Consider the following 15458-nt stretch of genomic DNA (forward strand, 5'->3'; position numbering starts at 1 on the left):
CGTTAATTACTTTTTAAAAGCGATAAAAAGCGCTTGCTTTTTTGCCGTGGCATGGCACATTCAGGTAGTGCGTTTAGACGTACATACTGCCAAACAATGTGTTTAAACCTTAGGGTTTATCCGAAATTAATTAATAGAGGTTATCATGTGTTCGATATTCGGGGTGCTTGACATCAAAACTGATGTTAAAGCTTTGCGCCAGCAGGCGCTACAGTTATCCAAGTTATTACGTCATCGCGGGCCAGACTGGTCTGGCGTATGGAATAACGACAATGCCATTTTAGTGCACGAGCGCCTGGCGATTGTAGATACTGAAAACGGCGCCCAGCCCCTGATTAATGATAATCGAAATCACATTCTGGCAGTGAATGGTGAGATCTATAATCATAAACAGCTCGAAAAAGAGCTGGCGGCACCTTATCCATTCAAAACCAAGTCAGACTGTGAAGTGATATTACCGTTATATCTGGAGCATGGCACTGAATTTATTGACAAATTACAGGGCATGTTTGCCTTTATTTTGTACGATGCAGAGCAAAACCGTTACCTTATCGCCCGCGATCACATTGGCATTATTCCACTGTATTACGGTTACGATGAGCACGGCCAGTTGTTCGTCGCATCAGAGTTAAAAGCGCTGGTACCGGTGTGCAAGCAGATTAAAGAGTTCCCGCCGGGACACTACTTTGACAGTAAAATAGGTGAGCTGCGAAAGTACTACAAGCGTGACTGGATGAGCTACGATGCAGTGAAAGACAACCCGGCCAGCCTGACAGAACTTAAAGCGGCGCTGGAGCATAGCGTAAAAAGCCATTTAATGTCGGATGTGCCTTATGGCGTATTGTTATCTGGCGGTCTGGATTCATCACTAACATCGGTTATTGCGCAGCAGTTTGCCAAACGTCGGGTTGAAGATAATGACCAAAGCGAGGCCTGGTGGCCACGTCTGCACTCTTTCGCTGTCGGCCTTGCAGGTTCGCCGGATCTGGTTGCAGCACAGAAAGTCGCTGACGCTATTGGCACCGTGCACCATACCGTGCATTTTACCGTGCAAGAAGGCTTGGACTCGCTGCGCGATGTTATCTATTTTCTGGAAACCTATGATGTCACGACTATCAGGGCCTCAACACCAATGTACCTGATGGCGCGTAAAATTAAAGCCATGGGCATCAAGATGGTGCTGTCTGGTGAAGGCTCTGATGAGTTGTTCGGTGGCTACCTGTATTTCCACAAAGCGCCAAATGCGAAGGAGTTTCATGAAGAAACGCTGCGCAAACTTGACCGTCTGCATATGTTTGACTGTAACCGTGCCAACAAAGCGATGTCAGCCTGGGGTATTGAAGCGCGGGTGCCTTTCCTCGATAAAGAGTTTATGGATGTGGCGATGCGCTTAAACCCACAAGCTAAGATGTGTGGTGGCGGGAAAATGGAAAAGCATATTCTGCGTCAGGCGTTTGATGGCGTGTTGCCGGATGAGATCTTGTGGCGGCAGAAAGAGCAGTTCTCAGACGGTGTTGGCTACAGCTGGATTGACAGCTTAAAAGCCCATGCTGAAAAAGAAGTGACAGATCAACAAATGGCGACAGCCAGCTTCCGCTTTCCGGTCAACACCCCTGATAGCAAAGAAGCCTATTACTATCGGGTTATTTTTGAAGAGCACTTCCCACATGCCGGCGCCATCGCCTGTGTACCGGGTGGCAAATCTGTTGCCTGCTCTACACCTGAAGCCTTAGCCTGGGATGCCAAAATGGCACAGCTGACCGACCCGTCCGGCCGTGCCGTTCGCGATGTGCATACGCAAGGCTACTAAAACACACCGACAAAAAAAGGCCACGCATTTGCGTGGCCTTTTGCTTTAACAAAGTCTTACTCCGATACTACTTTACCGATCCGGGTATCCTGTTTGTTCTGCTTACTGCGGAACAGGTTTTTCACATCTTCCAGTATCACGTACAGCGCAGGTATCAGTACCAGCGTAATAATAGTGGCGAACAGGATACCAAATGCCAGTGATACCGCCATCGGCACGACAATTTTAGCCTGCAGGCTGCGCTCCAGCACGATAGGTGCAAGCCCTACGAAGGTCGTCAGAGAAGTCAGTAATATAGCCCTGAAGCGCTGTGCGCCGGCCTGAGATACGGCGTCACGTACTGATAAGCCCTCCTCCCGCGCCCGGTTAACAAAATCAACCATGACCAGTGAATCGTTTACCACTACCCCTGCCAGTGCGACCAGGCCAAATATCGACATAATACTCATACTCAGCCCCAGCACCATATGGCCCACGACGGCACCAACCAGACCAAACGGGATCACGCTCATGATAATCAGTGGCTGGCTGTACGAGCGCAGTGGAACAGCCATCAGCGCATAAATACAGAACAGCGCAAACACCCCGGCTTTCATCAGGTCTACCTGAGCATCCATTTCATCCTGGCTGGCTCCATCAAGCTCCCCGGTTACGCCTTCGTATTTATCGGTGATTTCTTTTATCACCGTATTTCTCATCTCCCCAACAACCTTGCCAGGTTCCACCGTGGCTTTATCAGCCGCAGCAGTAATGGTCACTGCCCGCTCACCATTCACACGGTTGATAGCACTGAAGCTTGGCTGCAGCGTATACGTAGCGACCTGAGCAAACGGAATTTCACCACCATCTGCGGTGCGGATACGCATATTCTCCAAACTGCCTATGGAGCTACGCTCGTCTCTGGGGTAACGTACCATCACTTTGACTTCTTCACCATCACGCTGCACCCGCTGCGCTTCTGCACCATAAAAGCCATAACGTACCTGGCGCGCAACATCAGCCAGTGTCAGTCCCAAAATATAGGCTTCTGGCTTAAGTTGCAGTACTATCTCATCATTACCACCAAGCAGGTTGTCTTCGATGTCGTAGACACCGGCATACTCTGCCAGACGGCTTTTCAGCTCTTCGGTTGCCAGTTTCAGGTTATCAAGGTTAGTCCCCCGCAGCTGCAGCGCGATGTCTGCACCGCCGCCACCGCCGGTCGAAGCATTAATTTTGAAGGCTTTTAAGCCCGGGATCTCTGGCATTTCTTCACGCCAGCGGTTAGCTATCTCAAAACCATCGATCTCACGGCCTTCACTTTTTTCCAGCTCTACCACCAATTGGCCGCCAGTATCGCTCTCAAGGAACATCAGCCGGTGTTTGACGATATCTTCATTGTATTCAGCATTGAGCTTGTCATTGGCACGCACCAGTGCAGCTTCAGCTTCGCGCAGTGCATTAACCGTGGCCTGATTAGATGAGCCTTCCTGCATGGTCAGATTGGCATTGATAAAGTCGCTTGGAATATTCGGAAAGAACACCCAGCGCACCAAACCACCACCTAACACACCAAACATCAGGATCAACATCGCCAAAAAGCCCGCCATAGTGACATAACGGTGTTTGATACAACGCTCAACGAAAGGCTGATAAGTGTTGTCAACAAAGCGGTTCATTGCAGACGCAACGCTCAGACGCACCGCTTTTAAAACGTTACTGCAAGCCCGGCCAATACCATAAAAAATACCTTTGCGATCAGGATCCCATGGCTTGGTGTCCATTTTGACGATATGTGCCGGCAGAATCATTTTTGATTCCACCAGCGAGAAGATCAGACATAACACTACAACCCAGGCGATAGAGCCCCAAATAGGCGCCTGGGCACCGCCTACCATCAGCATTGGCGCAAAGGCCGCAATAGTTGTCAGAACGCCGAACGTAGCTGGCATTGCGACTTTTTTCGCGCCGGCGATGACCGCTTCAGCAGATTTGCCCCGCTTTTCTATCTCGCTGTAGGCGCTTTCACCTATGATAATCGCATCATCTACCACTATGCCCAGCACCAGAATAAAACCAAATAAACTGATCATATTGATAGAAACATCAAACAGCGGCAGAGGTAACATTGCCATGGCGCCGAGGAAACACACCGGTATCCCCACCATAACCCAAAACGCAATGCGGAACTCCAGGAACAACGTCAATGCCAGCAGCACCAGAAAGGCCCCCATCACCAGGTTATTGCTCATCAGATCTAACCGGCCTTGCAGGTAATAACTGGAGTCGCCCCAGTGCGCTATCGATACGGACGATGGCAGCTCTCTTTGCTTACGCTCAACATAGTTTTTAACCGTTTCAGCGATTTTCAGCGTATTATCATCGCCCACCGCGCCAACACGGATAGATACCGAATTTTTGCCATCAAAGGTTGATAAGTCTTCTCGCTCAATAAAGCCATCATTAATGGTTGCGATATCTTTTAGTGCCAGGCGGGTACCGTCAGCAAACTTCAGCAATACGATATCTTCAAAATCCTGCGCGAAATAAGCCTGACCTTTGGTACGCAGTAAAATATTACCGCTTTCAGATTTTATCGAGCCGCCGGGTAAATCGACCGAACTACCACGAATAGCATTAACAACCTGCTCAAAGGTTAAGCCGTATTCTTTTAGTTTCAGCTCAGACAGCTCTATGGCGACTTCGTACTCACGATCACCGACAACATCAACCTTGCTGATACCTGGCAACTTTTTCAGCTCATCACGCACGTCTTTCGCCAGCTCTTTTAGCGTACGCTCAGTCGCATCACCGTATAAAGACAGCCACATCACGTCTGCCTGAAACCGAACCCGATACACTACCGGCTTTTCAGTTTGCTCAGGCAATGATGAAATAGCTGACACCTGAGTCTTTATTTCATCCATCACTTCCTGAATGTCGTAGTTGTTGGCAATCTCGGCGCGAACCGTAGCCAGCCCCTCTACGGCTGTAGAGCGGATGCGCTTAATGCCGTTAACACCACGCAGACTTTCTTCAATTTTTTCAATAACGCCACTTTCGACTTCTTGTGGCGCGGCGCCAAGATAAGGCACACGAATATTGACCTGCTCCAGTACAATTTCAGGAAAAATCTGCTTTTTTATGGTAAACAGTGAAAACACGCCAGCAACCAGAATAATTGCCATCAGTAGATTGGCCGCAACACTGTTGCGGGCGAACCAGGCTATTAACCCCTTGTTGGTATCCATTGGCTTACTCCTGCACCTGAGACGTCAGTGCCGATTTATCATCAGCGCCGCTCTTGTCGGCGACCTGCTCCGTTTGCTCTGATGCTACCCGCACTAAAGTACCTGCCAATGGGTTAGCAATCGCCGATGTTGCCAGACGATCCCCGTCAGCAAAACCGCTGCGGACATAAGCAAAGCGGTCATCTGTGCGCTCAAGTTGCACAGTACGAAATTGCAGCTGGTTATCTTTATCTACTACCAGAATTTGCTGCTGAGCCAGCAATAGATGCCGAGGTACAACAACCACCTGAGACGTTGCATCGCCCAGAACTTCAGCCTGAACGAAACGACCGAAGCGCAACGGAGCTTTATCGCTATTACCGTCGCGCTGATAGGGGTCAACAATCTGTGCCACGGCATAAATGACCCGGCTTCGCTCATCCAGCACACCTTCCGTACGTACCAGTTTTGCCGGCCATTGCATGACTTCACCACCTACAACCGCTGTCAGCACCACTTCAGGTTTGATGTCATCATCGGTAAAGTCAGGCAGCTGAACAAAAGCGGAATCGTTGTCTGTAATTGGCAGCCTGACCTCAGCGATATCGGTTCCATAGATCGTGCCAATTTGGTTACCACGGCTGATAAACTGCCCCAGATTAACTGAACGGCTTTTTACCATACCGGCAAAAGGCGCCCGAATTTCAGTCCTTTTCAGGTCTCTTTGTGCCCGTTCCAGCTCAGCCTCAGCTGAACGCACATTCGCCAGCGCACCTGCTAGCTGAGGACGGCGCAAACCAAGCTCCGGCGCTTTACCATCGGTAAAAGAGCGCCACTCTTCTTCTGCGACACGGCCACGGGCTTTTTCTTCTTCCAATGCTGACTGCGCATTTGCCAGACTGGCCTCAGCCGCTTTTACGTTAGTTTGATAATCAGCCTGCTCTACCCGAACCAACAGATCACCTTTATTGAAAAAACCGCCTTCAATAAAATTATCCGCCACTTCGACAATACGGCCATTAACTTCAGAGCTTAAATTCGTCTCCAACTTAGGTTTAACGGTGCCCTGAGAGCGGATACGATAAACCAGATCCTCTGCCTGCACCGGCTGAGCCGTAATGAGCACAGCAGGACGTTGTTCATCCTTTTTCTCAGGTGGCTTGCGCATACTCATTAACCCACCCGCCAGAACGACGGCCACGGCAATAACACCGACCGGAATCAAAACTTTTATAATTTTTGCTGCCATGTTGATTTCCACAATGCTGTTTTACTGACGCTATACTAAAACGCCACGCCGAGATTGTAACGCTGTGAATGTTACGCTTTGTATCAGTGTAGGTGTGGCAGACAATAATAGCGTTATTGGATAGCGAAAAAGGCAACATCAGGCCTTGCTAATAAACTGCGTATTTAACTGCTTGAGCACACTTTCGTGCTCAATGCTGATTACCACTAGTCGTCTTCAGCACCTGTATTAACAACTAATATTTGTAATATCCTGTTACAACTAAACTTTATCAGCCAGACAGCCAATCGTTGCTATTTTGTTATATCGACCTTGAAAACGGTTATTTGCGTAGCGAAATAAAATTTCTTAAGGTGTTGAAGACAGCGGTGTGTTCATAATTACATCATATAAAGGCCGCACTATATTTATGACAGGTATTTAATGACGTATTCGACTTAAATCAATGTATTGAGGGAACCGCTATGAGTATCAGTAAACAATATCTGAAAACAAAACCACTGTGTAAAGTTACCTTCACTTTGCCGGCAAACAGCCTGGACAGTATTGAACAGGCCGCACTGCTGGGCGAGTTTAATGATTGGGATCCGGTGGCGTTACCGATGAAAAAAAGCAAAAGTGGTGACTTTACTGCCACATTGAATCTGGAAAAAGACAAAGAATACCAGTTTCGCTATCTGGTTAACGGCGGTACCTGGCTAAATGATGAAGCCGCAGACAGCTATCAACCCTCGCCAGTGTCCTATGATCATAATTCAGTAATTAGGGTATAGCGTAAAAAAAACAGGGCTTAGTAGCCCTGTTTTTCGTTCCATTCCATCCTTTAGCATTTTTGCAGCACTAAACAACCCACTGAATAACCGGCTCCGAATGAGCATAAAATTGCATGGTCACCAGATTGCAACCCTTGCTTATATTTATGAAATGCAATGACGGAGCCTGCGGAGGCGGTATTCGCATAAGAATCCAGCACCAACGGTGCTTCTTCCGGTAAAGGGTCGCGGCCAAGTATTTTCTTCGCAGCAAAGATATTCATATTGATGTTTGCCTGATGCAGCCACAGCCGCTTCAGTTGCTCGGGCGCAACCTGCTGCACCGCCATCTCAGTTAAAATCACATCGGCAACGATCGGCAGCAGTTCCTTAAACACCTTGCGGCCCTGCTGTTTGAAAAACGGCACTAACGGGTCTGGTGTCAGGCAATGCTCGGTGTAGCCTACATCGCAGCGGATATTGTTAGAGAATTCCGTTTTCAACCGCATACCGTTAATACGCCAGGCATTGTCACTGCTACATGTATCTTCTGCCTCGATAATAGTTGCAGTACATACGTCGCCAAAAATAAAGTGGCTATCACGGCTACGATAATTCACTTGCGGCGACGCAAATTCAGGATTCACCACCAACACTACCCGGGCCGTACCACCTCTGATTGCATTCACTGCATTGCTGATAGCAAAAGTGGCAGATGAGCAGGCAACGTTCATGTCAAAAGCATAACCGTGGGCGCCCAATTGTTGCTGCAGTTCAATAGATAGTGCCGGGTAAGGCCGTTGCATATTCGACGCCGCGCAAATAATTAAGTCTATATCGGCTGCGGTTTTACCGGCCTGTGTCATTGCTTCGCGGGCGGCACTGAGCGCCATTTCAACCATTTCCGGCATCTGCTCTTCTGATCTGCGCTCAAACACCGGGCGCATAATGGCCGGGTCCAAAATGCCTTTTTTATACAGCACATGTCTGGATTTTATGCCCGATGCTTTTTCAATAAACTCACAGCTTGAATGTTCCAGCTTATCCACAGTACCTGCAGCTATCGCATCGGCATGCTCAGCATTGAAGTTGTCTACATACTGGTTATAGCTGGCCACCAGCTCTTCATTGCTGATTGTTTCTTCAGGCGTAAACAGACCTGAGCCGCTTATCACAACATTTTTCATTTCTATGCCTTGTCCTGCAATGGTTTTGCCACCACCTGTTTAGTGTGGCCAGTATAACTGAATTTCCTCCATGATATAAATGCGTATGCCTTGATTTGCATTGCTGTTCAGGGCCGATTTATGCTGGCCGGTGTACAGTAGCATGTGGTCTGAGCCATAATAGAGCCGTTTTCTAATTTCTTATTTCGTTTTGTCAGGACACCGCATTACTCATGTCTATCCCCCGGCTGCTCAACAGCTTGGCACTGTTTGCCATGTTAACAACCAGTTTTACGCTTTGTGCGCAATCAAAGCTAAAGTTACAGGTGACTGGGGTTAAAGGTGCCTTAAAAGACAACGTAGACATTTACCTGCAAAAGTTTCGTGAAGATGACGCCATACCAGGCCTGAGCTTTCATTCTGAGCTGGAGCGTGAAGTAAGGACTGCCCTTGAAGCCCTAGGCTACTACCACAGTGAAGTTCTGATAGAGGCCTCAGCCGACCAACCGCACACTATTACGCTGCATGTAAATGCGGGCGAACCGGTCAGAATTGACACCGCAGATATTCAGCTGCTGGGTGATGCCGCAAATGATGAAGAGTTCCTGGCACTGCGGCAACAGCAAGCACCCGCTGTCGGAAAAGTTCTGCATCAGGGCCAGTATGATGGCTTCAAACAGGCGCTGCGTCACCTTGCTCTGCGTAAAGGCTATTTTGACGCCCGCTTTACTGAAAGCCGTCTTGAAGTTGCTGCTGAATTAAATAAGGCGTTCGTTCATCTGCATTTTGATAGCGGCACACGTTATAAGTTTGGCGAGGTCAGTTTTCACGGTAATCAGATAGAAACTGAACGGCTTTACTCCATGCTGCCCTTTGCCCCAGAGGATCCCTATCATGTGAATAAACTGGGCGAGTTAAACCAGACGCTGGCCGCAAGTGGCTGGTTCAGTTCGATACTGGTAGAGGGCGACGTTGAAAACATCAACCAGTACCACTTACCGATAGAGGTAAACCTTGAGCCTGAACGACGCAATATTATTGAGACCGGTATCGGCTACTCAACGGATATCGGCCCACGGTTAAAATTGAATTGGCACAAACCGTGGCTGAATAAAGCAGGCCACAGTTTGCGCTCTGATATGGCAATATCCGAAATTGAGCAAAGTGTTGAAGCGGCATACAAGTTACCGCTGACGACTGCAGCGACTGATTTTTATCAGGTGCAGCTTGGTTTTCGTAACCGCGATAATGAAGACACTGCCAGCCGTGAATCTAACTTATTACTTGAGCGTTACTGGCTGTTAAGCGATGAATGGTACCGCACTGTCTCGGTGCGCTGGCTGTATGAGGACTTCGTGCAGGCAGATCAGCGCGACAACATCAGCCTGATTATGCCGGGGGTCAGCTACAACCGTACCAGACAAAAAGGCGGCACCATGCCCTACTGGGCTAACCGCCTATCGCTAAGAGTTGAAGTATCGGATGAAGCCTGGGGCTCTGATGCCAGTTTTGTCAGACTGCGCGGCAGAGCTGGCTGGATTGGCAGCGCCGGCGATAATCACCGTTTTGTGACCCGGGTAGACGGCGGCGCCATTTTGATGGAAACATTACGTAGCTTGCCGCCTTCTTTGCGGTTTTTTGCCGGAGGTGACAATAGTATCCGTGGTTACAGTTATGAAACCGTTGGCCCCCGTAACGATGACGGAGAACTCACCGGCGGGCGCTATATGCTAACCGGCAGCCTTGAATACCAATATCGTGTCAGTGGCAACTGGTGGCTGGCAACCTTTACTGACTACGGCAGCGCCTGGGACGATACACCCGACTGGGTACAGGGCGTTGGCGTGGGGGTGCGCTGGGCATCACCGGTAGGCCCGGTGCGGCTAGACTTTGCCTTTGGTTTGGATCAACCCGGCGGCGGCAGTGGCTTCCAGTTGCATTTTTCATTGGGGCCTGAACTATGAGCTGGCACCGCAGCAAACGTATCGCAAAACACAGCCTGAAATGGTTGAACCTGACAATACTATTGCCGTCAGTTTGCCTGATACTGGCAATAGTGATGTTACTGTACACAGCGCCGGGGCTGCATTTGTCGCTGTGGCTGGCACAGAAATCGTTACCTGGCTTACAGATAACACATAGCCAAGGTAGTGTGCTGGGCGGAAACTCTCTGCACGGTATTAGTTATCAACAGGGAAATGTGCAGCTCAGCGTTAAGCAGGCAGAGCTGCAAGTCAATAATAATTGTTTTTTTAACCTGAGTGTCTGTGCCGACAAGCTATTGTTACAGGGCGTAACGCTTGAACTGTCTCAATCGGATGCGGCCAGCGGTGACACAAATAATACCAGTGCGGCGCCAATCTGGCTGCCATTTCCCCTAACGGTCAGCCAGTTGGCAATTAACGATGCCACCGTGAGTGTCGCCGGTACAAAGCTGGAGTGGGAAAGTTTTAGCACCGGTGTTGAAGCCTGGGGCAGTAAAGTACAGCTGAACGAGCCAACCTGGCAGCAGGTTACCCTGCTGATGCCAGATAACAACGAGGCTGCTGCACCTGTAGCCGGGGCGGCCTTTAGCTATCAGCCCCCTGAGCTTACCGATTTCAGTTTCCCCCTTAGCCTGTTTGTTGACCGTTTTACACTGACTGATTTTACGCTGAAGCAACAAGACACCGAACAGCAGTTAAATGCATTGCATTTCTCACTGCAGTGGCAAAAGCAGCAACTTGAAATACTTCAACTTGAAGCCAACCATTCACAGCTTAGCGTGCAAGGCAGTGCTCAGCTCACCACCGGGCATGCATATCCGCTGCAGGCCGAATTGCAGATACAACTGACAGATGGCGAGTTTAGCGGACAACACCTGCAGCTAAACGTGTCAGGCGATTTGTCGGCTATACAGTTACAGGCCGATGCATCAGGCCAGGTAAACGCATCACTTAACGCGGCCGCAAATCTGTTACAGCCTGCTCTGCCACACCGGTTGCAACTACAAAGCGAACAGCTGCAGTGGCCAGCGACAACAGAGCAGCCGCGACTGCGGCTGTCCCGCACTAATTTGGTACTCGAAGGCGATCTGGCGCGCAGCCATTTCAACGGCCATACCAGTATCAAAGCCACCGATATGCCTGATACCGCCGCAGAGTTCAGTGGCACTGTTGGTCTGAGCGGTGCAGTACTGGAACGCTTGCTATTGGATACGCTGGGTGGTCAGCTGGCTCTTCATGCCGCGCTGGACTGGCAAGATACATTTAACTGGAGCGGACAGATAAAGCTGCGTGATATTCAGCCTGGTACTTTCTGGCCTGAATACAGCGGCAAACTAAACGGTGTGCTGCAACACCAAGGGCAGATGAGCGCAGAGCAAGGCTGGCTGGTTGATATAACTGACATAGCGCTACAGGGAAGCTTACGTGACTACGCGCTGGATATTAATGGCGCGCTAACCCTTGCGGACAAGACCGGTGATGGTGATTACCGGATCAGCACAGAAAACCTGAGCATCAAACATGCGGATAATTCGGTGTCAGTGAAAGGTTCGCTGCAGCAAGACTGGAACCTGACATTAGCGGCAGACATTCCTGCACTGGCACAATCGGTGCCGGGCGCTAAAGGCAGCATGAAAGGTGAATTTCGTATTACCGGCTCACAACAGCAACCTGAACTGAAAGGCGATATCAGCGCGACGAAGATTCGCTGGCAGGACCTGCGACTTGAACAGCTAACAGCCAAAACTGCGGCTTGGCTGGATAGCAAACAGGTACTCAATGCCAGTGTCGGAATTGAAGCCAGCAACATTATTTACCAGAAGCAGCAGCTGCAAAAAGTGCAGATTAATCTTGACGGTAATGAACAACAGCACCAACTGCGGCTAAGCCTCGACAGTAAGCAACATCAGGCTGAGCTGCAACTGAGTGGAGCTCTGTCGCAGCAGCGACAACTGTGGCAAGGAGAGATACAAAAAGCACAGCTAAGCAGTGTGCTCGGCAGCTGGCAATTGCGCCAGAGTGTTAATATGCAGTTTAAACCCGCTGCCAAACAATTTGACATGGCAGCACACTGCTGGCAACAACAGGCCAGTAGTATTTGCTTTAACAAACCACTACAGCTGAGCAATAACAAGCTTAGTGCCGCCCTGCAAATTGAGCAGTTTGATTTGGCAGCCCTTACACCGTTGATGCCAAATCAACTTGTCCTATCAGGCATGGCTAACGCCCAGTTAAACGCTGACTGGCAGAAAGGACAACTACCTCAGGCGAAGCTAAGTATTAGCAGCGATAACGGTGAGCTTACACAACAAACTGAACTGCCGCTCGCTGTGACCTGGCAGCAACTTAACCTCAACAGCACTCTTGCTGACGACACATTGCAAAGCAATTTGACCTTAGCACTGACTGATGAAACCCGCTTAGATGCGACTGCCAATATCCGTCAGCTGCAAAGTGATAACAGGTTACTTGAGGGTAATATCAAATTGACCCGCTTTGCTCTGAGCTTACTGCAGCCTTTACTGGGTGAGTTCAGTGAGTTGCAGGGAGAACTGTCAAGCGAGCTGGATCTCGCCGGCAGTCTTGATCAGCCATTGCTGAATGGCCAGATTGATATCAGCAATATCAGAGTAAAAGGTAAGCAAGCACCGGTTGATATAGACGACGCAGATATTAAGCTGAGCTTGTCTGGTCAGCAAGCCAGTTTACAAGGGCTGGTCACCACAACCCGGGGTGAGATAAAACTGTCCGGGGATGCCAGCTGGCAACAACTTTCTGACTGGCAGGCCCAGGTTAATATTACCGGCGATGAGCTGCGGCTGCAGGTACCGCAAGCACGCTTGCTGGTTGCTCCGGATCTGGTCCTTAAAGCCACGCCGGCACTTACCCGCTTAAGTGGCACTGTCACGATCCCACAGGCCAATATCAATATCGACAGCCTGCCGCAAAATGCGATCGAGCTATCTAACGATTTGATATTACTGGACGAGAAACTACAACCTATTCCGCAACAGGAAAAATCAGTATTTATTTTTGAAACAGATATCAATGTTCTATTGGGTAACCGGGTGCGGTTATCAGCCTTCGGCCTGAAAACGCTGCTGAATGGTAAACTGCGGGTACGTCAGCAACCGGGTCGTCCGCTGCTGTTGAATGGCGATGTCAGTCTGCGGGATGGGACTTTCCGCGCCTATGGCCAGGACTTACTGATCCGTAAAGGCAAAATGAACTTCAATGGCCCTGCCGATCAGCCATTTTTGAATATCGAAGCGATACGCAATCCGGACAATATGGAAGATGATGTTATTGCCGGGATCCGGGTAACCGGCCCGGCAGATGAGCCACAAGTCAGTATTTTCTCTGAACCGGCAAAAGCACAGGCCAATGCCTTGTCTTATCTGATTATGGGACGCGATTTAGACAGCGGCAGTGGCAACACCGGTAATGCGGTAACCACCAGCTTACTTGGCATGACATTGGCTTCCAGCAGTAAGGCTGTTGGTGAAATCGGCGAAGCCTTTGGTTTACAAGACCTGACACTGGATACCGCCGGCAGCGGTGATAACTCTCAGGTGACAGTCAGTGGCTACCTGTCACGTGATCTGCAGCTAAAATACGGCTACGGAATTTTCAATGCGGTTGGCGAATTTACGCTGCGTTACCGCCTGATGCGCCGTTTGTATCTGGAAGCCGTTTCCGGATTGGATAACGCGGTAGACCTGCTTTACAAATTTGAGTTTGATTAAGCATCAACCATAAGTAATAAGTGCTGATACCGTCCTAGCGATGCATAAGGCTCCATGCGGTTATATTGCAGCTCAAGCGCCAGTAACTGGTCAAAATGGCTTTGTTGCAACGCTCTGTCGCGCAGATAATCATGAAAACAACGAACGCCGGTTTTTTGCAACAGTCTAAAACTGGCCTGTTTACACCACTTTTCGACATCCGTCGGAACGAGTGGCTGTTGCGGATTCAGACTGACTTTCTTTTTAACCTGGAAATCGGCTGCGACATAATCAAAGTTACCAAACAAAATATTACCAAAGCGTTTGGCGTCTTTGTTATAGAACATCAGTGATAATATCCCACCAGGTGCCAGCAACCGTTTTAGTTGCAAAATGGCCTGCTCTGGCTCTGCCAGCCACTCCAACATGGCATGGCACAGTATCAGTGGATAACGCTTTTGGTGTGAGCTGGAAAGCTCAGCCAGGCCAATCTGCTCAAAACTAACATTAGCCAACTGTTGCTGCTGTGCTTGCTGCTGGGCTATCTGCAACATATCGGCGGAAATATCAGTCAGATGCACACTGTGGCCCTGTGCAGCCAGTGCCAGCGACAGCTGCCCCTGCCCCGCGCCGACATCCAGTATCTGTGTTGGTTGGCGTAAAATATCTAATTCAGCCAAATCACGCAGCAGTACGGCTTGCCTCACTTTACCTTTGGTACTGTTATAAATATTGTGCTGAAACTTTGCCGCTATGCCGTCGAAACTGCGATCTGATTTTGTTTTCATGCCGGGTTATCAATATCTATAAATTGGACATCTACATCAAAGTTGCTGGCGATATACTCGCCCAGCGCTTTCACGCCATAGCGCTCCGTCGCGTGATGGCCGGCTGCGATAAAATGAATACCAAGCTCGCGCGACAAATGGATAGTTTGCTCTGACACCTCACCACTGATAAACAGCTGAGCGCCGGCTTCAGCTGCCTGCTCAATGTACCCCTGACCGCCGCCGGTACACCAGGCCACAGTAGTAACATCGCCGACTGCTGCATCATGCACCAGCACATCACGACCCAGCGTCTGTTTTAATTTAACGGCAATATCGTCAAGTGAAATAGGCTGTTTAAACTGCCCCTGCATCAGTATCCCCAGCGGTTCGGCCGAGGGTACGGCAGAGATATTCTCAGCACCCAGCAAAGCGCCAAGGCGGGCGTTATTGCCTAGTCTGGGGTGTACATCCAAGGGTAAATGGTACGCCAGCAGGTTGATATCGTTGCGTAGCAAAGTTTGTAGCCGTGCTTTTTTAATCCCGGTTATCGATGCTGGTTCGTTTTTCCAGAAATAACCATGATGCACTAACACTGTGTCGGCGCCTGCTGCAACAGCGGCATCGAGCAAAGCCTGGCTGGCTGTTACCCCGGTAACGATTTTATGGACAGTGTTTGTTCCTTCGACCTGCAACCCGTTCGGGCAATAGTCACGAATTTTATCACTCTGGAGCTCTGCATTGAGAAAACTGACTAACTGCGAGCGTTCGATCATTCTTCTGTATTCCTGTTAG

9 protein-coding genes are annotated in these 15458 nt (G+C 49.5%); 4 read left to right on the plus strand and 5 right to left on the minus strand.

From position 1 onward, the window contains the following. The first annotated feature begins 145 nt into the window (after positions 1–145). The gene (gene asnB / locus LHL18_RS02425) at positions 146–1810 is read left to right on the plus strand and encodes an asparagine synthase B (protein ID WP_226765618.1); all 1665 of its coding nucleotides are present in this window, start codon (positions 146–148) and stop codon (positions 1808–1810) included. A gap of 56 nt (positions 1811–1866) precedes the next feature. Here asnB and LHL18_RS02430 read toward each other — a convergent pair whose 3' ends face one another. Both LHL18_RS02430 and LHL18_RS02435 read right to left on the minus strand, forming a co-directional pair. Beyond that, entirely contained in the window at positions 1867–5040 is a 3174-nt protein-coding gene (locus LHL18_RS02430; protein WP_226765619.1) for an efflux RND transporter permease subunit, read from the minus strand. A gap of 4 nt (positions 5041–5044) precedes the next feature. Continuing rightward, a complete protein-coding gene (locus tag LHL18_RS02435) occupies positions 5045–6268 on the minus strand; it encodes an efflux RND transporter periplasmic adaptor subunit (protein WP_226765620.1) in 1224 nt (407 codons plus the stop codon). A gap of 464 nt (positions 6269–6732) precedes the next feature. Between LHL18_RS02435 and LHL18_RS02440 the strand changes: the two genes are divergently transcribed. Further along, positions 6733–7041, plus strand: a complete 309-nt coding sequence (locus LHL18_RS02440; protein ID WP_134054339.1) for an isoamylase early set domain-containing protein — start codon at positions 6733–6735, stop codon at positions 7039–7041. A gap of 50 nt (positions 7042–7091) precedes the next feature. On the opposite strand, the gene LHL18_RS02445 is transcribed toward LHL18_RS02440, so the two are convergent. Next, the gene (locus LHL18_RS02445; RefSeq protein WP_134054337.1) at positions 7092–8207 is read right to left on the minus strand and encodes a beta-ketoacyl-ACP synthase III; all 1116 of its coding nucleotides are present in this window, start codon (positions 8205–8207) and stop codon (positions 7092–7094) included. 212 nt (positions 8208–8419) lie between these two features. Between LHL18_RS02445 and tamA the strand changes: the two genes are divergently transcribed. Further along, positions 8420–10150 (plus strand): autotransporter assembly complex protein TamA, encoded by a 1731-nt coding sequence (gene tamA, locus LHL18_RS02450; protein WP_134054335.1) that lies wholly within the window; start codon positions 8420–8422, stop codon positions 10148–10150. After that, positions 10147–13917 carry an autotransporter assembly complex protein TamB gene (gene tamB / locus LHL18_RS02455; RefSeq protein ID WP_226765621.1) on the plus strand — a complete coding sequence of 1257 codons (3771 nt, stop codon included), beginning with the start codon at positions 10147–10149 and terminating at the stop codon, positions 13915–13917. Before tamA ends, tamB begins: the two co-directional genes overlap by 4 nt. Here the strand turns inward: tamB and LHL18_RS02460 are convergent. Together LHL18_RS02460 and LHL18_RS02465 are read right to left on the minus strand one after the other, a co-directional pair. Then, the gene (locus tag LHL18_RS02460) at positions 13914–14684 is read right to left on the minus strand and encodes a methyltransferase domain-containing protein (protein ID WP_226765622.1); all 771 of its coding nucleotides are present in this window, start codon (positions 14682–14684) and stop codon (positions 13914–13916) included. The genes tamB and LHL18_RS02460 overlap by 4 nt on opposite strands. Further along, a complete protein-coding gene (locus tag LHL18_RS02465) occupies positions 14681–15439 on the minus strand; it encodes a Nif3-like dinuclear metal center hexameric protein (protein WP_264190050.1) in 759 nt (252 codons plus the stop codon). The genes LHL18_RS02460 and LHL18_RS02465 overlap by 4 nt, the downstream gene beginning before the upstream one ends. Positions 15440–15458 lie beyond the last annotated feature (19 nt).

Source organism: Rheinheimera aquimaris (genome assembly GCF_020531985.1).
Taxonomy (GTDB): Bacteria; Pseudomonadota; Gammaproteobacteria; order Enterobacterales; family Alteromonadaceae; genus Alishewanella; species Alishewanella aquimaris.

Bases quoted from the DNA above. Each gene is read 5' to 3' on its own strand.
- tamB (WP_226765621.1), top strand. From the start codon at position 10,147: ATGAGCTGGCACCGCAGCAAACGTATCGCAAAACACAGCCTGAAATGG.
- tamA (WP_134054335.1), top strand. From the start codon at position 8,420: ATGTCTATCCCCCGGCTGCTCAACAGCTTGGCACTGTTTGCCATGTTA.
- LHL18_RS02440 (WP_134054339.1), top strand. From the start codon at position 6,733: ATGAGTATCAGTAAACAATATCTGAAAACAAAACCACTGTGTAAAGTT.
- asnB (WP_226765618.1), top strand. From the start codon at position 146: ATGTGTTCGATATTCGGGGTGCTTGACATCAAAACTGATGTTAAAGCT.
- LHL18_RS02465 (WP_264190050.1), bottom strand. From the start codon at position 15,439: ATGATCGAACGCTCGCAGTTAGTCAGTTTTCTCAATGCAGAGCTCCAG.
- LHL18_RS02460 (WP_226765622.1), bottom strand. From the start codon at position 14,684: ATGAAAACAAAATCAGATCGCAGTTTCGACGGCATAGCGGCAAAGTTT.
- LHL18_RS02430 (WP_226765619.1), bottom strand. From the start codon at position 5,040: ATGGATACCAACAAGGGGTTAATAGCCTGGTTCGCCCGCAACAGTGTT.
- LHL18_RS02445 (WP_134054337.1), bottom strand. From the start codon at position 8,207: ATGAAAAATGTTGTGATAAGCGGCTCAGGTCTGTTTACGCCTGAAGAA.
- LHL18_RS02435 (WP_226765620.1), bottom strand. From the start codon at position 6,268: ATGGCAGCAAAAATTATAAAAGTTTTGATTCCGGTCGGTGTTATTGCC.